We start from the raw sequence: 12,908 nt of genomic DNA, 5'->3' as shown, positions 1-12,908 counted from the left end.
CGCTAGGCCGGTCCGTACGTCCCCGCCCGCCGTACAGGGCCGTACGGGGCCGTTCGGCGGCCCGCGGTGCCCCGGGGGCCCGTCAGCAGCAGAGTGTGGCGTGGGCGTACGCCCGCAGCTTGTCGTCCTCGTCGAAGAGCAGCCACGAGACGAGGTCGCACAGCTCGTCGTCGGCGTACGCGACAGCGAGCAGCCGGAACGCTCCCACGCGCACGTGCCGCGGGTTCTCCACCGCGTCGAGCCGCGCCCGCAGCTCGTCCACCGGCAGCCGCTCCGACCACGGTACGAGGGCGGTCACCGTCTCCCGTACGACGCGGGGCGAGGGGTCGTCGAGCAGCGGCAGCAGGCGCAGGAGGTCCGTCGCCTCCAGGAGGCGCAGTCCGGCCACCGCGTGGGCGCGCACGCCGGAGACCGGGTGCTCCGTGAGCGGCCACAGCAGGGCGATGTCCTCGCGGGTGCCGCACTCGGCGAGGCCGAGGGGCGCCGGGCCGGGCACCGCGTCGCCCGCGCACAGCTCCCGGTAGAGCGGGGCGGCCTCGACGCCGGACTGCCGGAGCACGTACCGCGCGCAGGCCCGCACCAGGGCCGACCGGTCGGCGAGGAAGGCCTCGGCGTCCTGCGGGCGCCCGGCCCGCCGCAGCGCCGTCACGCCGGCGGAGCGGACGCGGCCGTGCGGGGAGCGCAGCAGCGGTGCGAGGAGCTCGTGCGCGCTCGAAGGGGTCACCCGGGCCACCGTGCCGGCGGCGCAGAGGTCCTGGATCACCAGGTCCGGGTCGGTGGCGGCGGACTCGGAGAGCCGCTCGGGGGAGAGGTGGCGCCGTTCGACCGCGATCCGGTGGGCCAGGCGCCGGGTGGCCCGGTCCCGGCTCGCGAGGACGGCGTCGAGGACGGGCGCGGGGCTCTCCCTGAGCGCCGCCTCCAGGAGGGTCTCGGCGGCGTCCCCGTACTTGCGGGCGGCGACGCGCAGGACGACGGCCGCGAGGACGTCGGCCGTTCCGGGCCCGACGCCGGGCAGGGCGGAGCGCAGCAGGTCGCGGGCGGGCTCGCGGACCGGCTCCGCCCAGTCCGCGCAGCGGATCGCCACGAGAGGGAGGAGAGGGCGCAGGGCCGGTGCGGGAAGGCGGGCCGCGTGCCGGAGGGCGGTCTCGCGGATCCGGCCGTCGGCGTGGCAGAGCGCGACGGCGATCGCGGGCTCGTCGGGCTCGCGGCGCCTGAGGTCGAGGGTGGGCAGGGGCGCGTCCCAGGACCAGTGGAAGCGGCGGCCGGTCGCCCAGGACATGCGGGGAAGGGCGGACGGGCGGGTGCGGGCGAGCTCGCGCAGGTCCAGGTCGAGCGCGGTCCAGGCGGCGGCGTCCGAGATGTCGATCACCGCGTGGAGCGGGAGACCGCTCGCCAGGCGTGCGGCCGCGGTGGCGTCCGTGTCTTCCATGGGCGGAGCCTAGGAGAGGGGCACGCGCGCGTGCCCCTGGTTTTCGGGCCGCACGGATGCGAGGGCCGCACGGATGCGAGGGCCGCGCGGATGGTGGGGCGCATGAACCTCGATTGACAAAACATACGGCGGTCCGCATAGTTATGCCTACCAGGGTGGGCCGCGTGCCCCCCGCCCACGTCCGACCACGTCCGAACGAGGAGCAGCAGTGAGCAGCAACAACGGTGACGTCCGGCTCTGGGGCGGGCGCTTCGCCGACGGTCCCGCCGAGGCCCTCGCGAAGCTGTCCGCGTCGGTCCACTTCGACTGGCGCCTCGCGCCGTACGACATCGCCGGTTCCCGCGCCCACGCCCGTGTGCTGCACAAGGCGGGCCTGCTCACCGAGGACGAGCTGACCCGCATGCTCGCCGGACTCGACCAGCTGGAGGCGGACGTCGCCGACGGCTCCTTCGTCGGCACCATCGCCGACGAGGACGTCCACACCGCCCTGGAGCGTGGCCTCCTGGAGCGCCTCGGCGCCGACCTCGGCGGCAAGCTGCGCGCCGGCCGCTCGCGGAACGACCAGGTCGCGACGCTCTTCCGGATGTACCTGCGGGACCACGCCCGGATCATCGGCGGCCTCGTCGCCGAGCTCCAGGACGCGCTCGTCGGCCTCGCCGAGGCCCACGCGGACGTCGCCATGCCCGGCCGTACGCACCTCCAGCACGCCCAGCCGGTGCTCTTCGCCCACCACGTCCTGGCCCACGTCCAGTCCCTCTCCCGGGACGCCGAGCGGCTGCGCCAGTGGGACACCCGGACGGCGGTCTCCCCGTACGGCTCCGGCGCCCTCGCGGGCTCCTCGCTCGGCCTCGACCCGGAGGCGGTCGCCAAGGACCTCGGCTTCGAGCGCGGCTCGGTCGGCAACTCGATCGACGGCACGGCCTCCCGTGACTTCGTCGCCGAGTTCGCCTTCATCACGGCGATGATCGGCGTGAACCTCTCGCGGATCGCGGAGGAGATCATCATCTGGAACACGAAGGAGTTCTCCTTCGTGACCCTCCACGACGCCTTCTCCACGGGCTCGTCGATCATGCCGCAGAAGAAGAACCCGGACATCGCCGAGCTGGCGCGGGGCAAGTCGGGCCGTCTCATCGGCAACCTGACGGGCCTCCTCGCCACCCTGAAGGCGCTCCCGCTCGCGTACAACCGCGACCTCCAGGAGGACAAGGAGCCTGTCTTCGACTCCTGCGACCAGCTGGAGGTCCTGCTCCCCGCCTTCACCGGCATGATGGCCACCCTCACGGTCAACCGCGAGCGCATGGAGGAACTGGCCCCGGCCGGCTTCTCCCTCGCGACGGACATCGCCGAGTGGCTGGTCAAGCAGGGCGTGCCGTTCCGGGTGGCGCACGAGGTGGCCGGCGAGTGCGTGAAGGTCGCCGAGTCGGAGGGCAAGGAGCTCGACGAACTCTCGGACGAGCAGTTCGCCAAGATCTCCGAGCACCTCACCCCCGAGGTCCGCACGGTCCTCAACGTGCCCGGCGCCCTCGCCTCCCGTGACGGTCGCGGCGGCACGGCCCCCTCGGCCGTCGCCACCCAGCTCGTCGAGGTCAAGGCCGACCTGGTCATCCAGCACGCCTGGGCCGACGCCAAGAAGTAGCCCCTCGCGTCACGGCGCCGCCGCTCTCCTCCGGGAGGGCGGCGGCGCTTTTTAGATCAATCATGTCTCGGGTGAGACATTGATGTCTCATTCGGTGTATGGTCGTCTCATGTCAGACGACCGCCGCACCCAGGTGCTCCGCAGCGCCGCCACCCTGCTCTCCCGCAAAGCGACCGCCACCATGGACGAGGTCGCGCGGGCCGCCGGGATCGGCCGGGCCACGCTGCACCGGTACTTCGCGGGGCGCGACGCCCTGGTGCGGGCGCTCGAGGAGCTCGGGATCCAGGAGCTGGAGGCGGCCCACGACCGGGCCCGCACCGGCGAGGGCCCGGCCGACGAGGCCGTACGACGGCTCGTCGCCGAGGTGGAGACCGTGGCCCCCCTGCTCTCGTTCCTCGTCACCGAGAACCAGCTCTTCGAGGGCGACCAGGTCAACGCGGGCTGGGAACGGCTCGACGCCCGGGTCTCCGACCTCTTCCGGCGCGGCCAGGAACAGGGCGTCTTCCGGATCGATCTGACCCCCGCCTGGCTCACCGAGGCCCTCTACGGGCTCATCGGTTCCGGCGCCTGGGCCGTGCAGGACGGCCGGGTAGCCGCCAAGGACTTCCAGTACATGATCGTCGAGCTGTTGCTCGGCGGAGCACGCAGGAGCGTGGAGAAGTGACCACCAGCACCCTCAAGACCAAGAGCCATATCGAGGGCGCGCACCGCCCCGGCCGGTGGCTCGCCCTTTCCGTCCTCGTCCTGGCCGTCCTGCTCGTGGCCGTCGACGCCACGGTCCTGGGCCTGGCGACCCCGTTCCTCTCCGAGGACCTCCAGCCCACCGGCACCCAGCTCCTCTGGATCGGCGACGTCTACTCCTTCGTCATCGCCGGTCTCCTCGTCTCCATGGGCAGCCTCGGCGACCGCATCGGCCGCAAGAAGCTGCTGCTCATCGGCGCCACCGCCTTCGGCGCCGTCTCGGTCCTGAACGCCTACGCGACCAGCCCCGAGATGATGATCGCCGCCCGCGCCCTCCTCGGCGTCGCCGGCGCGACCCTCATGCCGTCCACCCTGGCGCTCATCCGCAACCTCTTCCACGACCCGCGCGAGCGCAGCCTCGCCATCGGCATCTGGGGCGCCATGGCCTCGGCCGGCATGGCCGTCGGACCGGTCGTCGGCGGGTTCCTCCTGGAGCACTTCTGGTGGGGCTCGGTCTTCCTCATCAACCTGCCCGTCATGGCCGTCCTGGTCCTCGTCGGCGCCAAGCTGATCCCCGAGTCGAAGAACCCGAACCCGGGCCCCTGGGACCTTCCCAGCGTCGGCCTCTCCCTCGTCGGCATGATCGGCGTCGTCTACGCGATCAAGGAACTGGCCTCCCACGGCCTCTCCCTCGACGCGGTCGTGGCCGCCCTCGCCGGTGCCGCCGCCCTGACCGGGTTCGTCCGCAGGCAGCTCACCCTGCCGATCCCGCTCCTGGACATGCGCCTGTTCCGCAACCGCGGCTTCTCCGGCGCCGTCCTCGCCGACCTGCTGACCATCCTCGGCCTCTCCGGCCTGGTCTTCTTCCTCTCCCAGTTCCTCCAGCTGGTCCAGGGCCGCCAGCCCCTGGAGGCCGGTCTCGCCGAACTCCCCGCCGCGATCGGCGCCGTCACGGCCGGTCTCGCCGCCGGTCTCGTCGCCCGCCGGTTCTCCGTGCGGTCCGTCGTGGCGGGCGGTCTCGCCGCCATCGGACTCTCCCTCGCGGTCCTGACGAGCATCGACCAGTCCACCGGCTACCCGATGCTCGGCGCGAGCCTCCTCGTCGTCGGTGTGGGCAGCGGCTTCGCCTTCACCGTCACCGCCGACGTGATCCTGTCCAGCGTCCCGAAGGAACAGGCCGGCGCGGCCTCCGCCGTCTCCGAGACCGCGTACGAGCTCGGCGCCGCCCTCGGCATCGCCGTCCTCGGCTCGATCGTGACGGGTGTCTACAGCGGCTTCGCGACCCCGGCCGGTGTCCCCTCCGGTGTCGCCTCGGCCGCCCACGAGTCCCTCGGCGGCGCGGTGGAGGCCGCCGGGGCCCTCGACCCGGAGGCGGCCACCGCCCTGGTGACCGCCGCCCAGGACGCCTTCGTGGACGGCCTGCGCATCGCCGCCGGCGTCGGCGCGGCGTTCCTCCTCGCGGCCGCGGTCGCCGCCTGGTTCCTCCTGAAGGGCCAGAAGCTGGAGGACGGCGTCAGCCACTGACGCGTACGGACAGAAGAAGGTGCCCCGTACGGCCATCGGCCGTACGGGGCACCTTCCTGTGTATACGAGGCTTACGCGGCCTTCGCCTTGGTGGCGTACATGTCCACGTACTCCTGGCCGGACAGCCGCATGACCTCGGTCATCACCGAGTCCGTCACCGCGCGCAGCACGTACCGGTCGCGGTCCATCCCGTCGTACCGCGAGAACTCCATCGGCTCGCCGAAGCGGACCGTCACCTTGCCCGGGCGCGGGAAGCCCGCGCCACCCGGCTGGATCTTGTCGGTGCCGATCATCGCGAACGGAATCACCGGCGCGCCCGTCATCAGCGTCAGCCGCGCGATGCCCGTACGGCCCCGGTACAGACGGCCGTCGGGGGAGCGGGTGCCCTCCGGGTAGATCGAGAAGATCTTGCCCTCCTCCAGGACCCGGCGCCCGGTCATCAGCGCCGCGACACCGCCGCGGCCGCCGTCCCGGTCCACCGGGATCATGCCGACGCTGGTGAAGAACCAGGCCATCGCCCGGCCCTTGACGCCCTTGCCCGTCACGTACTCGTCCTTGCCGATGAAATAGACCGGACGGTCCAGGCAGATCGGCATGATCATCGAGTCGATGAAGGTCAGGTGGTTCCCCGCGAGGATCACGGGCCCGGTCCCCGGGATGTTCTCGGCGCCCTCCACGCGGGGGCGGAACATCAGGCGCATGACCGGCCCGAGCACTGCCTTGATGATCGCGAGACGGGACAACGGTTCCTCCGGGGTGGGACGCGGGTCGGTCGACCTGTCGAGCTGACGGTGCAGCTGTGGACGATACTCGCGGGTCCCGGTCGTCCGCACATCGGGTTCATCGACCGGATACGCAGTGTTGACGTGTGTTTCCGCCATGTTCGGCGGAGGTCAAGCCGCTGGAGGGGCGCCGTGCCTAGCGTCGGAAGCCCCCGTTGACAGGTGCGGGACATCACACACGAGGAGTCTTCATGACACAGGGCGCGCACCGGACGCCGGCACGGCGGACCGTTCTCGGAGCGGCCGGAGCGGCGGCGGTACTGGGAGCCTCCACCGCCTTCTCCGCGGGCACCGCGCACGCCGACGAGGCGCGGAAGGAAGGCAGGGGCGCCGGCCGCGGCTACCGCTCCCTGCCCGTCCCCACCGTCATCGCCCACCGCGGCGCCAGCGGCTACCGCCCCGAGCACACCCTCGGCTCCTACCGCCACGCCCTCGACCTCGGCGCCCACGTCATCGAGCAGGACCTCGTCCCCACCAAGGACGGCCACCTCGTCTGCCGCCACGAGAACGACATCACCGGCACCACCGACGTCGCCGACCACCCCGAGTTCGCCTCCCGGAAGACCACCAAGAGCGTCGACGGCGCCTCGATCACCGGCTGGTTCACCGAGGACTTCACGCTCGCCGAGCTCAAGACCCTCCGCGCCAAGGAGCGCATCCCGGCCACCCGCCAGGAGAACACGCTCTACGACGGCCGCTGGACGGTCCCCACCTTCGAGGAGGTGCTGCGCTGGGCCGAGGAGGAGGGGCGCCGCCGGGGCCGCGAGATCTGGCTCCACGTCGAGACCAAGCACCCCACCTACTTCCGCTCCCTCGGCCTCGGCCTGGAGGAGCGCCTCGCGAAGCTGCTGCGCCGGTACGGCCGCCACCGCGCGAACTCCCCGGTCTTCCTCCAGTCCTTCGAGCCGAGCAGCATCCAGCGCCTCGCGCGCCTGGTCGACTCCCCGCGCGTGGTCCTGCTCTCCGGCCCGGCCACCCGCCCCTGGGACTTCGTGCAGGCCGGGGACCCGCGCACGGTCGCCGACCTCGTCACGCCCGAGGGCCTGCGCTGGATCGCCTCGTACGCGCAGGGCATCGGCCCCACGCTCGACCTGGTGATCCCGAAGGACGCCACGGGCCGCCTCACCGCGCCGACCGCGCTCGTCCGCGACGCGCACGCCGAGGGCCTGATCCTCCACCCGTACACGCACCGCAACGAGAACGCCTTCCTGCCCGCCGACTTCCGCCGGGGCACGGACCCGACGGCGTACGGCGACGCCTTCGGCGCGCTGAAGAGGTACCTGGAGACGGGGATCGACGGCATCTTCTCCGACAACGCGGACACGGCCCTGCTCGCGGCGGCGGACCTCACGGACGCCGACCGGGGCTGAGCCCGTGGAGGGGGGGCGTACGGTTCGGCCGCCGCCGGGCTCGTACGCCCCCCTCACGGGTGGTTTGGGCCCGGCCCGGCAACCGTCGGCGCACAGCCGGACATCGTGCCGGTCATGACCACCCCCGTGACCCCCGCCGCGCCCGACCCCCGCTCGGCCCCCGGCCTCCTCGCCGCCCTCGCCCCGCTCCTCGCCGCCGAGTCCGACGCCGAGGCCCCCGCCGCCGGAGTCGACCCCGGCGACCTGGAACAGGCCGTCTGGCTCCGCCTCCTGGAGCGCCTGCGCGACACCGGCGCCCCCGACCGTCCCGCCGACTGGCTGCGCCGCGCCGTCCGCGCCGAGGCCCGCAGGGCCCGCAGGCACGCGGACCGGGAGCGCCCGTACCCCGGCGAGTACCCCGGGGAACCCGCCCCGAGGCCGGACGCCGACACCCCGCACGGCTCTCCGGAGGGCTCGCTCCTCGTCGCCGAACGGCACCGCACGCTGCGCGCCGCCGTCACCCGAACGCCCGGCCGCTGCCCCCGGGTGCTCGCCGCCATGCTCGACCCGGAGGACCCCACCTACCGGGAAATCGCAGGAGAGTTGGGTATCTCACAGGGCAGTCTGGGGCCGATGCGTTCCCGTTGCCTGGGATGCCTGCGCAGAATGCTGGCTGCAGAGGTTCCCGTCCCCGGCCGACGGGGAAGGGTGCGATAAACCGACGGCGAAGCACATGAGCGGGAGGCGGCACACATGGGCCTGAGCGTGACCATCTCGGCAGCGGACGCGCGGGACGCGGAGCACATCCTGAAGCTGCAGTACCTCTGCTACCAGAGCGAGGCGGAGCTGTACGGAGACTGGTCCATCGAGCCGCTCACCCAGACGCTCGACGCCCTCCGCGCGGAGCTGGCCGAGGGGTACGGACTCGTGGCCCGGCTCGGCGACGAGGTCGTCGCCTCCGTACGGGCCCGCCTCGACGAGGACGGGACGGTACGGATCGCCAAGCTCATCGTCCACCCGCGCATGCAGCGCCACGGCCTCGGCACCCGTCTGCTCGACGGCATCGAGCGCCACTACGGCTCCGGTGCCGAGCAGCTCCCCGAAGTGCCCGCCAAGCGCTTCCAGCTCTTCACCGGCCACCGCAGCGAGGTCAACCTGCGGCTCTACCGCAGCAGGGGCTACGAGCAGGTCTCCACCCGCGAGATCGGCCCCAGGATCACCCTGGTGACCCTGGAGAAGGCCGCCTAGGAGGCGTCAGGAGCCCTGGTCGGCCCTGGCCGCCTTGCGAAGCCACCAGATGCCGGTCAGCGGCAGGAGTACGGGGATGAAGACGTAGCCGTACCCGAAGTCCGACCAGACCGTCGCGTCCGGGAAGGCGGACGGGTCGGCCAGCGTCCAGGTCCCCACGATCAGCACGCCCGCGAGCTCGGCGGCGCAGCAGACCAGCGCCGCCCTGCGGGCCCTCTCCCCGCCGCGTACCAGCGTGTACGTGATGAAGACGTAGACGACCGCGGCCAGCGCCGACAGGCTGTACGCGAGCGGCGCGCGGTCGAACTCGGTGGCGATCTGGTAGATCGAGCGGGAGACCGCGCCGACCGACATCACGCCGTACAGCCAGACGAGCAGCATGCCCGGGCCCGTGACGAGCCGCTTCCGCGCGCCGGGTGCGGCCTTCTCCTGTGTCGCGGTCATGGTCAGCCCACCGTCCAGATGTCGTAGAGACGCACTTCGAGCACGGCGAGGACGACCGCGCCGGCCGCCACCGTCGCCGAACCCCACCGGCTGCGCTCGGCGAGCGACATGAAGCCCGCGATGGGGACCGCGCACAGCGCGCCCAGCAGATAGGCGACGAAGATCGTCGCGCCCTCCTCGGCCTTCTCGCCGCGCGCGAGCTGCACGATGCCGACGATCAGCTGGACCAGGACGAGGAAGGTCACCACGGCCATGCCGATGAAGTGCCAGTCCTTGGTCGGCTGGTCGCGGTAGGCGGCGAAGCCGCACCAGGCGGCGAGGGCGAGCGCGGCCACGGAGACCGTGACCGTCAGGGCGTCGAGCATGCGCACGAGGGTATTACGGGCCGAAGGGCCCGAGTGGCGCGCCCCCTGCCGCCGGGGGCCCGCGGCGCCCGGAGTGCGCGGGGCACGCGGGGTACGCGTGGCCTTGGCCACACCGGACGCCCGCCCGGGGGCGGGAACCGGCCGTCGTCGGCGTGCCCCCGGGACCCGTTCCGCGCAGGCCGCGCAGGGGGGAGCGGCTTCCCGGGCGGCCGAGGAGGTGTCCGTATGGCATCTCAACGGCGTCCGCTATTCGGACACTCCTCTTTCGTTCGCGACTGCGCATGCTTTACTTGCAGACATGACCACGACGAGCAGCCGCACCCTTGCGACCGAGGCGATCACGACGCCCGGTGCTCGTTGTATGTGTCGAATGTGCGCCTTCTGAGGGCCCCCGCCTGAGTTTCGCGCCCCGAAGCGAGACCCGACGGCCATGCCGATCCTCCCGCCATCCGGCGGCGGACCGTGCCTGCCCCGCGCACCCCGCTGACTCCCGGCCACCCGCCGGACCGGCTTGATGTGCGCCGACTGTCCGAACGACGAACGCCACGTGCCCGGCGGAACCCGCGCCGCGCACTCGACAGTGACGGAAATCCTGTGATCACCACATCGGGCCTGACCAAGGTCTACGAGTCGCGCGGCCGCCAGGTCACCGCTCTGGACGGCGTCGACCTGCACGTCCGCGAGGGCGAGGTCTTCGGCGTGATCGGCCAGAGCGGCGCCGGCAAGTCCTCGCTCATCCGCTGCGTCAACCTCCTGGAGCGCCCCACCTCCGGCACCGTGACGGTCGACGGCGTCGACCTGACCGCCCTCGCCGGGAAGAGCCGCCGCGCCGGCAAGGACCTCCGCCGCGCCCGCAGCAGCATCGGCATGGTCTTCCAGCACTTCAACCTGCTGTCCTCCCGCACGGTGAAGGACAACATCGAACTTCCCCTGGAGATCCTCGGCGTCTCCGGCGCCGAGCGCTCCCGCCGCGCCCTCGAACTCCTCGACCTGGTCGGCCTCGCCGACAAGGCCAAGGCCTACCCGGGCCAGCTCTCCGGCGGCCAGAAGCAGCGCGTCGGCATCGCCCGCGCCCTCGCCGGCAAGCCCAAGGTCCTGCTCTCCGACGAGGCCACCAGCGCCCTCGACCCGGAGACCACCCGCTCCATCCTCCAGCTCCTGCGCGACCTCAACCAGCAGCTCGGCCTCACCGTCCTGCTCATCACGCACGAGATGGACGTCGTCAAGACGATCTGCGACTCCGCCGCGCTCATGCAGCACGGCCGCGTCGTCGAGACCGGCACCGTCGGCGAACTGCTCGCCACCCCCGGCTCCCAGCTGGCGGCCGAGCTCTTCCCGGTCAGCGGCGCCCCCACGGGCCCGGACCGCACGGTCGTCGACGTCACCTTCCACGGCGAGTCCGCGACCCAGCCGGTCATCTCCCAGCTCTCCCGCACCTACAACATCGACATCTCGATCCTCGGGGCGGCGATGGACACCGTGGGCGGGAAGCAGATCGGCCGGATGCGGATCGAGCTCCCCGGACGGTACGAGGACAACGTCGTCCCGGTCGGCTTCCTGCGCGAGCAGGGCCTCCAGGTCGAGCTCGTGGAAGCGGACGCGCAGCCGCAGGACGCACAGCCGGGCGCCACGCCCGTACTGGTCAAGGAAGGTGCCAAGTGACCTGGTCGGAGATGCAGCCCCTCCTGGAGCAGGGCACCGTCGACACGCTCTACATGGTCCTCTGGGCCACCGTCGTCACCATCGTCGGCGGCCTGCCGCTCGGCATCCTCCTCGTCCTCACGGACAAGGGCGGACTGCTCCAGAACCGGCCGGTCAACAAGGTCGTCGGTGCGATCGTGAACGTCGGGCGTTCGCTGCCGTTCATCATCCTGCTGATCGCCCTGATCCCCTTCACCACTTTTGTCGTCGGAACCTTCATCGGTCCCACCGCGATGATCGTGCCCCTGGCCATCGGCGCCATCCCCTTCTTCGCGCGCCTCGTCGAGACCGCGATCCGCGAGGTCGACCACGGACTCGTCGAAGCCGTCCAGGCCATGGGCGGCGGCATCCCCACCATCGTCCGCAAGGTCCTGCTCCCGCAGGCCCTGCCCTCGCTGGTCTCGGCCGTCACCACCACCGTCATCGTGCTCATCGGGTACTCGGCGATGGCCGGCGCGGTCGGCGGCGAAGGCCTCGGCTCCAAGGCCGTCACCTACGGATACCAGCGCTTCGACACCACGTTCATGCTGGTCACCGTCGTCGTCCTGGTCCTGATCGTGACCGTCGTCCAGCTCATCGGCGACGGGGTCGTCCGACTCCTCGCCCGCCGGGGCCGTACCGCGTAACGGCTCCCCGGCCACCCCGACTTCCTCCTTCGGGGCATCTCGAAGGATGGCGAAGAAACAGCCCGGACTTGTTGTCCAGGCGTCCACCGCACCACCGGAAAGAGGCACTCTTCGTGCGTAAGAACATCAAGCTCACCGCCGGTATCGCCGCCACCGCCGCCCTCGCCCTCGGCCTCACCGCCTGCGGCACCTCCTCGGACCCGTCCACCTCCAAGGACGCGGCCGGCTCCGGCGACACCTCCAAGCCGCTCGTCGTCGCCGCGTCCCCGACGCCGCACGCCGACATCCTCAACTTCGTCAAGGACAACCTGGCCGAGAAGGAAGGCCTGAAGCTGGAGGTGAAGGAGTTCACGGACTACGTCCTGCCGAACACCGCCACCCAGTCCGGCCAGGTCGACGCCAACTTCTTCCAGCACAAGCCGTACCTCGACGACTTCAACAAGAAGAACAAGACCACCATCGTCCCCGTGGTCAACGTCCACCTGGAGCCGCTGGGCCTCTACTCCAAGAGCCTGAAGTCGGTGAAGGACATCAAGGCCGGCCAGACGATCGCCGTCCCGAACGACACCACCAACGAGGGCCGCGCGCTCCACCTGCTCGCCGAGAACGGCCTCATCACCCTCAAGGACGGCGTCGGCACCGACGCCAAGCTCTCCGACATCACCGACAAGAAGGGCCTGGAGTTCAAGGAGCTGGAGGCCGCCACCGTGCCCCGCGCCCTGAACGACGTGGACGCCGCCGTCATCAACGGCAACTACGCCATCGAGGCCAAGCTCTCCCCGTCGAAGGACGCCCTCGTCCTGGAGAAGGCGGAGGGCAACCCGTACGCCAACTTCCTCGCCGTCAAGGAGGGCAACGAGAAGGACGTCCGCGTGCAGAAGCTCGCCAAGCTCCTCAACTCGCCCGAGGTGAAGAAGTACATCGAGGACACCTACAAGGGCTCGGTCATCCCGGCCTTCGGTCCCGCCGCCAAGTAAGGCACCGGCCAGGTCCGTTCGACGAGGGCCCCCGCACCGCCCCGGTGCGCGGGGCCTTCGTCGCGTCCGCCCCGCGCCCGCCCCGCGTCCTCCCGCCCGCGGCCCCGGGCGACCCCGGGCGACCCGGCCATGCGCGCCGACGGCCG

13 protein-coding genes are annotated in these 12,908 nt (G+C 71.9%); 9 read left to right on the top strand and 4 right to left on the bottom strand.

Annotation, left to right across the window (positions count from 1 at the left end; translation table 11 throughout):
• Window positions 1-82: 82 nt before the first annotated feature.
• Window positions 83-1,429 carry a hypothetical protein gene (locus ACFC0Z_RS25930; RefSeq protein ID WP_376442385.1) on the bottom strand — a complete coding sequence of 449 codons (1,347 nt, stop codon included), beginning with the start codon at window positions 1,427-1,429 and terminating at the stop codon, window positions 83-85.
• A gap of 208 nt (window positions 1,430-1,637) precedes the next feature.
• Between ACFC0Z_RS25930 and argH the strand changes: the two genes are divergently transcribed.
• From argH to ACFC0Z_RS25915, 3 genes are all read left to right on the top strand, one after another.
• Window positions 1,638-3,065, top strand: a complete 1,428-nt coding sequence (argH, locus tag ACFC0Z_RS25925) for an argininosuccinate lyase (RefSeq protein WP_376442383.1) — start codon at window positions 1,638-1,640, stop codon at window positions 3,063-3,065.
• A 109-nt stretch (window positions 3,066-3,174) separates the two neighbouring features.
• Window positions 3,175-3,729: a TetR/AcrR family transcriptional regulator gene (locus tag ACFC0Z_RS25920; RefSeq protein ID WP_376442381.1), complete on the top strand. Its 555-nt coding sequence runs from the start codon at window positions 3,175-3,177 to the stop codon at window positions 3,727-3,729.
• A complete protein-coding gene (locus tag ACFC0Z_RS25915) occupies window positions 3,726-5,270 on the top strand; it encodes an MFS transporter (RefSeq protein ID WP_376442379.1) in 1,545 nt (514 codons plus the stop codon). The genes ACFC0Z_RS25920 and ACFC0Z_RS25915 overlap by 4 nt, the downstream gene beginning before the upstream one ends.
• 71 nt (window positions 5,271-5,341) lie before the next feature.
• On the opposite strand, the gene ACFC0Z_RS25910 is transcribed toward ACFC0Z_RS25915, so the two are convergent.
• Window positions 5,342-6,013, bottom strand: a complete 672-nt coding sequence (locus ACFC0Z_RS25910; RefSeq protein ID WP_376442376.1) for a lysophospholipid acyltransferase family protein — start codon at window positions 6,011-6,013, stop codon at window positions 5,342-5,344.
• A 230-nt stretch (window positions 6,014-6,243) separates the two neighbouring features.
• On the opposite strand from ACFC0Z_RS25910, the gene ACFC0Z_RS25905 reads away from it, so the two are divergent.
• From ACFC0Z_RS25905 to ACFC0Z_RS25895, 3 genes are all read left to right on the top strand, one after another.
• Entirely contained in the window at window positions 6,244-7,422 is a 1,179-nt protein-coding gene (locus ACFC0Z_RS25905) for a glycerophosphodiester phosphodiesterase (protein WP_376442374.1), read from the top strand.
• 114 nt (window positions 7,423-7,536) lie between these two features.
• Window positions 7,537-8,118, top strand: coding sequence for a sigma-70 family RNA polymerase sigma factor (locus ACFC0Z_RS25900; protein ID WP_376442372.1), 582 nt, complete (start codon window positions 7,537-7,539; stop codon window positions 8,116-8,118).
• A gap of 36 nt (window positions 8,119-8,154) precedes the next feature.
• Window positions 8,155-8,649 carry a GNAT family N-acetyltransferase gene (locus ACFC0Z_RS25895; RefSeq protein WP_376442370.1) on the top strand — a complete coding sequence of 165 codons (495 nt, stop codon included), beginning with the start codon at window positions 8,155-8,157 and terminating at the stop codon, window positions 8,647-8,649.
• A 6-nt stretch (window positions 8,650-8,655) separates the two neighbouring features.
• On the opposite strand, the gene ACFC0Z_RS25890 is transcribed toward ACFC0Z_RS25895, so the two are convergent.
• On the bottom strand, window positions 8,656-9,093 hold the full coding sequence (locus ACFC0Z_RS25890) for a hypothetical protein (RefSeq protein ID WP_376442369.1): 438 nt from the start codon (window positions 9,091-9,093) through the stop codon (window positions 8,656-8,658).
• A 2-nt stretch (window positions 9,094-9,095) separates the two neighbouring features.
• Window positions 9,096-9,458, bottom strand: a complete 363-nt coding sequence (locus tag ACFC0Z_RS25885; protein WP_376442366.1) for a hypothetical protein — start codon at window positions 9,456-9,458, stop codon at window positions 9,096-9,098.
• Window positions 9,459-10,052: 594 nt separating this feature from the next.
• Between ACFC0Z_RS25885 and ACFC0Z_RS25880 the strand changes: the two genes are divergently transcribed.
• From ACFC0Z_RS25880 to ACFC0Z_RS25870, 3 genes are all read left to right on the top strand, one after another.
• Window positions 10,053-11,120, top strand: coding sequence for a methionine ABC transporter ATP-binding protein (locus ACFC0Z_RS25880; protein WP_376442363.1), 1,068 nt, complete (start codon window positions 10,053-10,055; stop codon window positions 11,118-11,120).
• Window positions 11,117-11,785 carry a methionine ABC transporter permease gene (locus ACFC0Z_RS25875; RefSeq protein WP_225799536.1) on the top strand — a complete coding sequence of 223 codons (669 nt, stop codon included), beginning with the start codon at window positions 11,117-11,119 and terminating at the stop codon, window positions 11,783-11,785. The genes ACFC0Z_RS25880 and ACFC0Z_RS25875 overlap by 4 nt, the downstream gene beginning before the upstream one ends.
• 113 nt (window positions 11,786-11,898) lie before the next feature.
• A complete protein-coding gene (locus ACFC0Z_RS25870) occupies window positions 11,899-12,762 on the top strand; it encodes a MetQ/NlpA family ABC transporter substrate-binding protein (RefSeq protein ID WP_376442361.1) in 864 nt (287 codons plus the stop codon).
• Window positions 12,763-12,908: the final 146 nt, after the last annotated feature.

Origin of the sequence: Streptomyces sp. NPDC056144 (genome assembly GCF_042264145.1) — a bacterium.
Classification (GTDB): domain Bacteria; phylum Actinomycetota; class Actinomycetes; order Streptomycetales; family Streptomycetaceae; genus Streptomyces.
The sequence above is the reverse complement of the archived record's forward strand: the minus strand, read 5'-3'. Positions and strand labels throughout refer to the sequence as shown.

Coding starts and splice junctions, on each gene's coding strand:
- ACFC0Z_RS25905 (WP_376442374.1), top strand. CDS start 6,244: ATGACACAGGGCGCGCACCGGACGCCGGCACGGCGGACCGTTCTCGGA.
- ACFC0Z_RS25920 (WP_376442381.1), top strand. CDS start 3,175: ATGTCAGACGACCGCCGCACCCAGGTGCTCCGCAGCGCCGCCACCCTG.
- ACFC0Z_RS25890 (WP_376442369.1), bottom strand. CDS start 9,093: ATGACCGCGACACAGGAGAAGGCCGCACCCGGCGCGCGGAAGCGGCTC.
- ACFC0Z_RS25895 (WP_376442370.1), top strand. CDS start 8,155: ATGGGCCTGAGCGTGACCATCTCGGCAGCGGACGCGCGGGACGCGGAG.
- ACFC0Z_RS25900 (WP_376442372.1), top strand. CDS start 7,537: ATGACCACCCCCGTGACCCCCGCCGCGCCCGACCCCCGCTCGGCCCCC.
- ACFC0Z_RS25930 (WP_376442385.1), bottom strand. CDS start 1,429: ATGGAAGACACGGACGCCACCGCGGCCGCACGCCTGGCGAGCGGTCTC.
- ACFC0Z_RS25885 (WP_376442366.1), bottom strand. CDS start 9,458: ATGCTCGACGCCCTGACGGTCACGGTCTCCGTGGCCGCGCTCGCCCTC.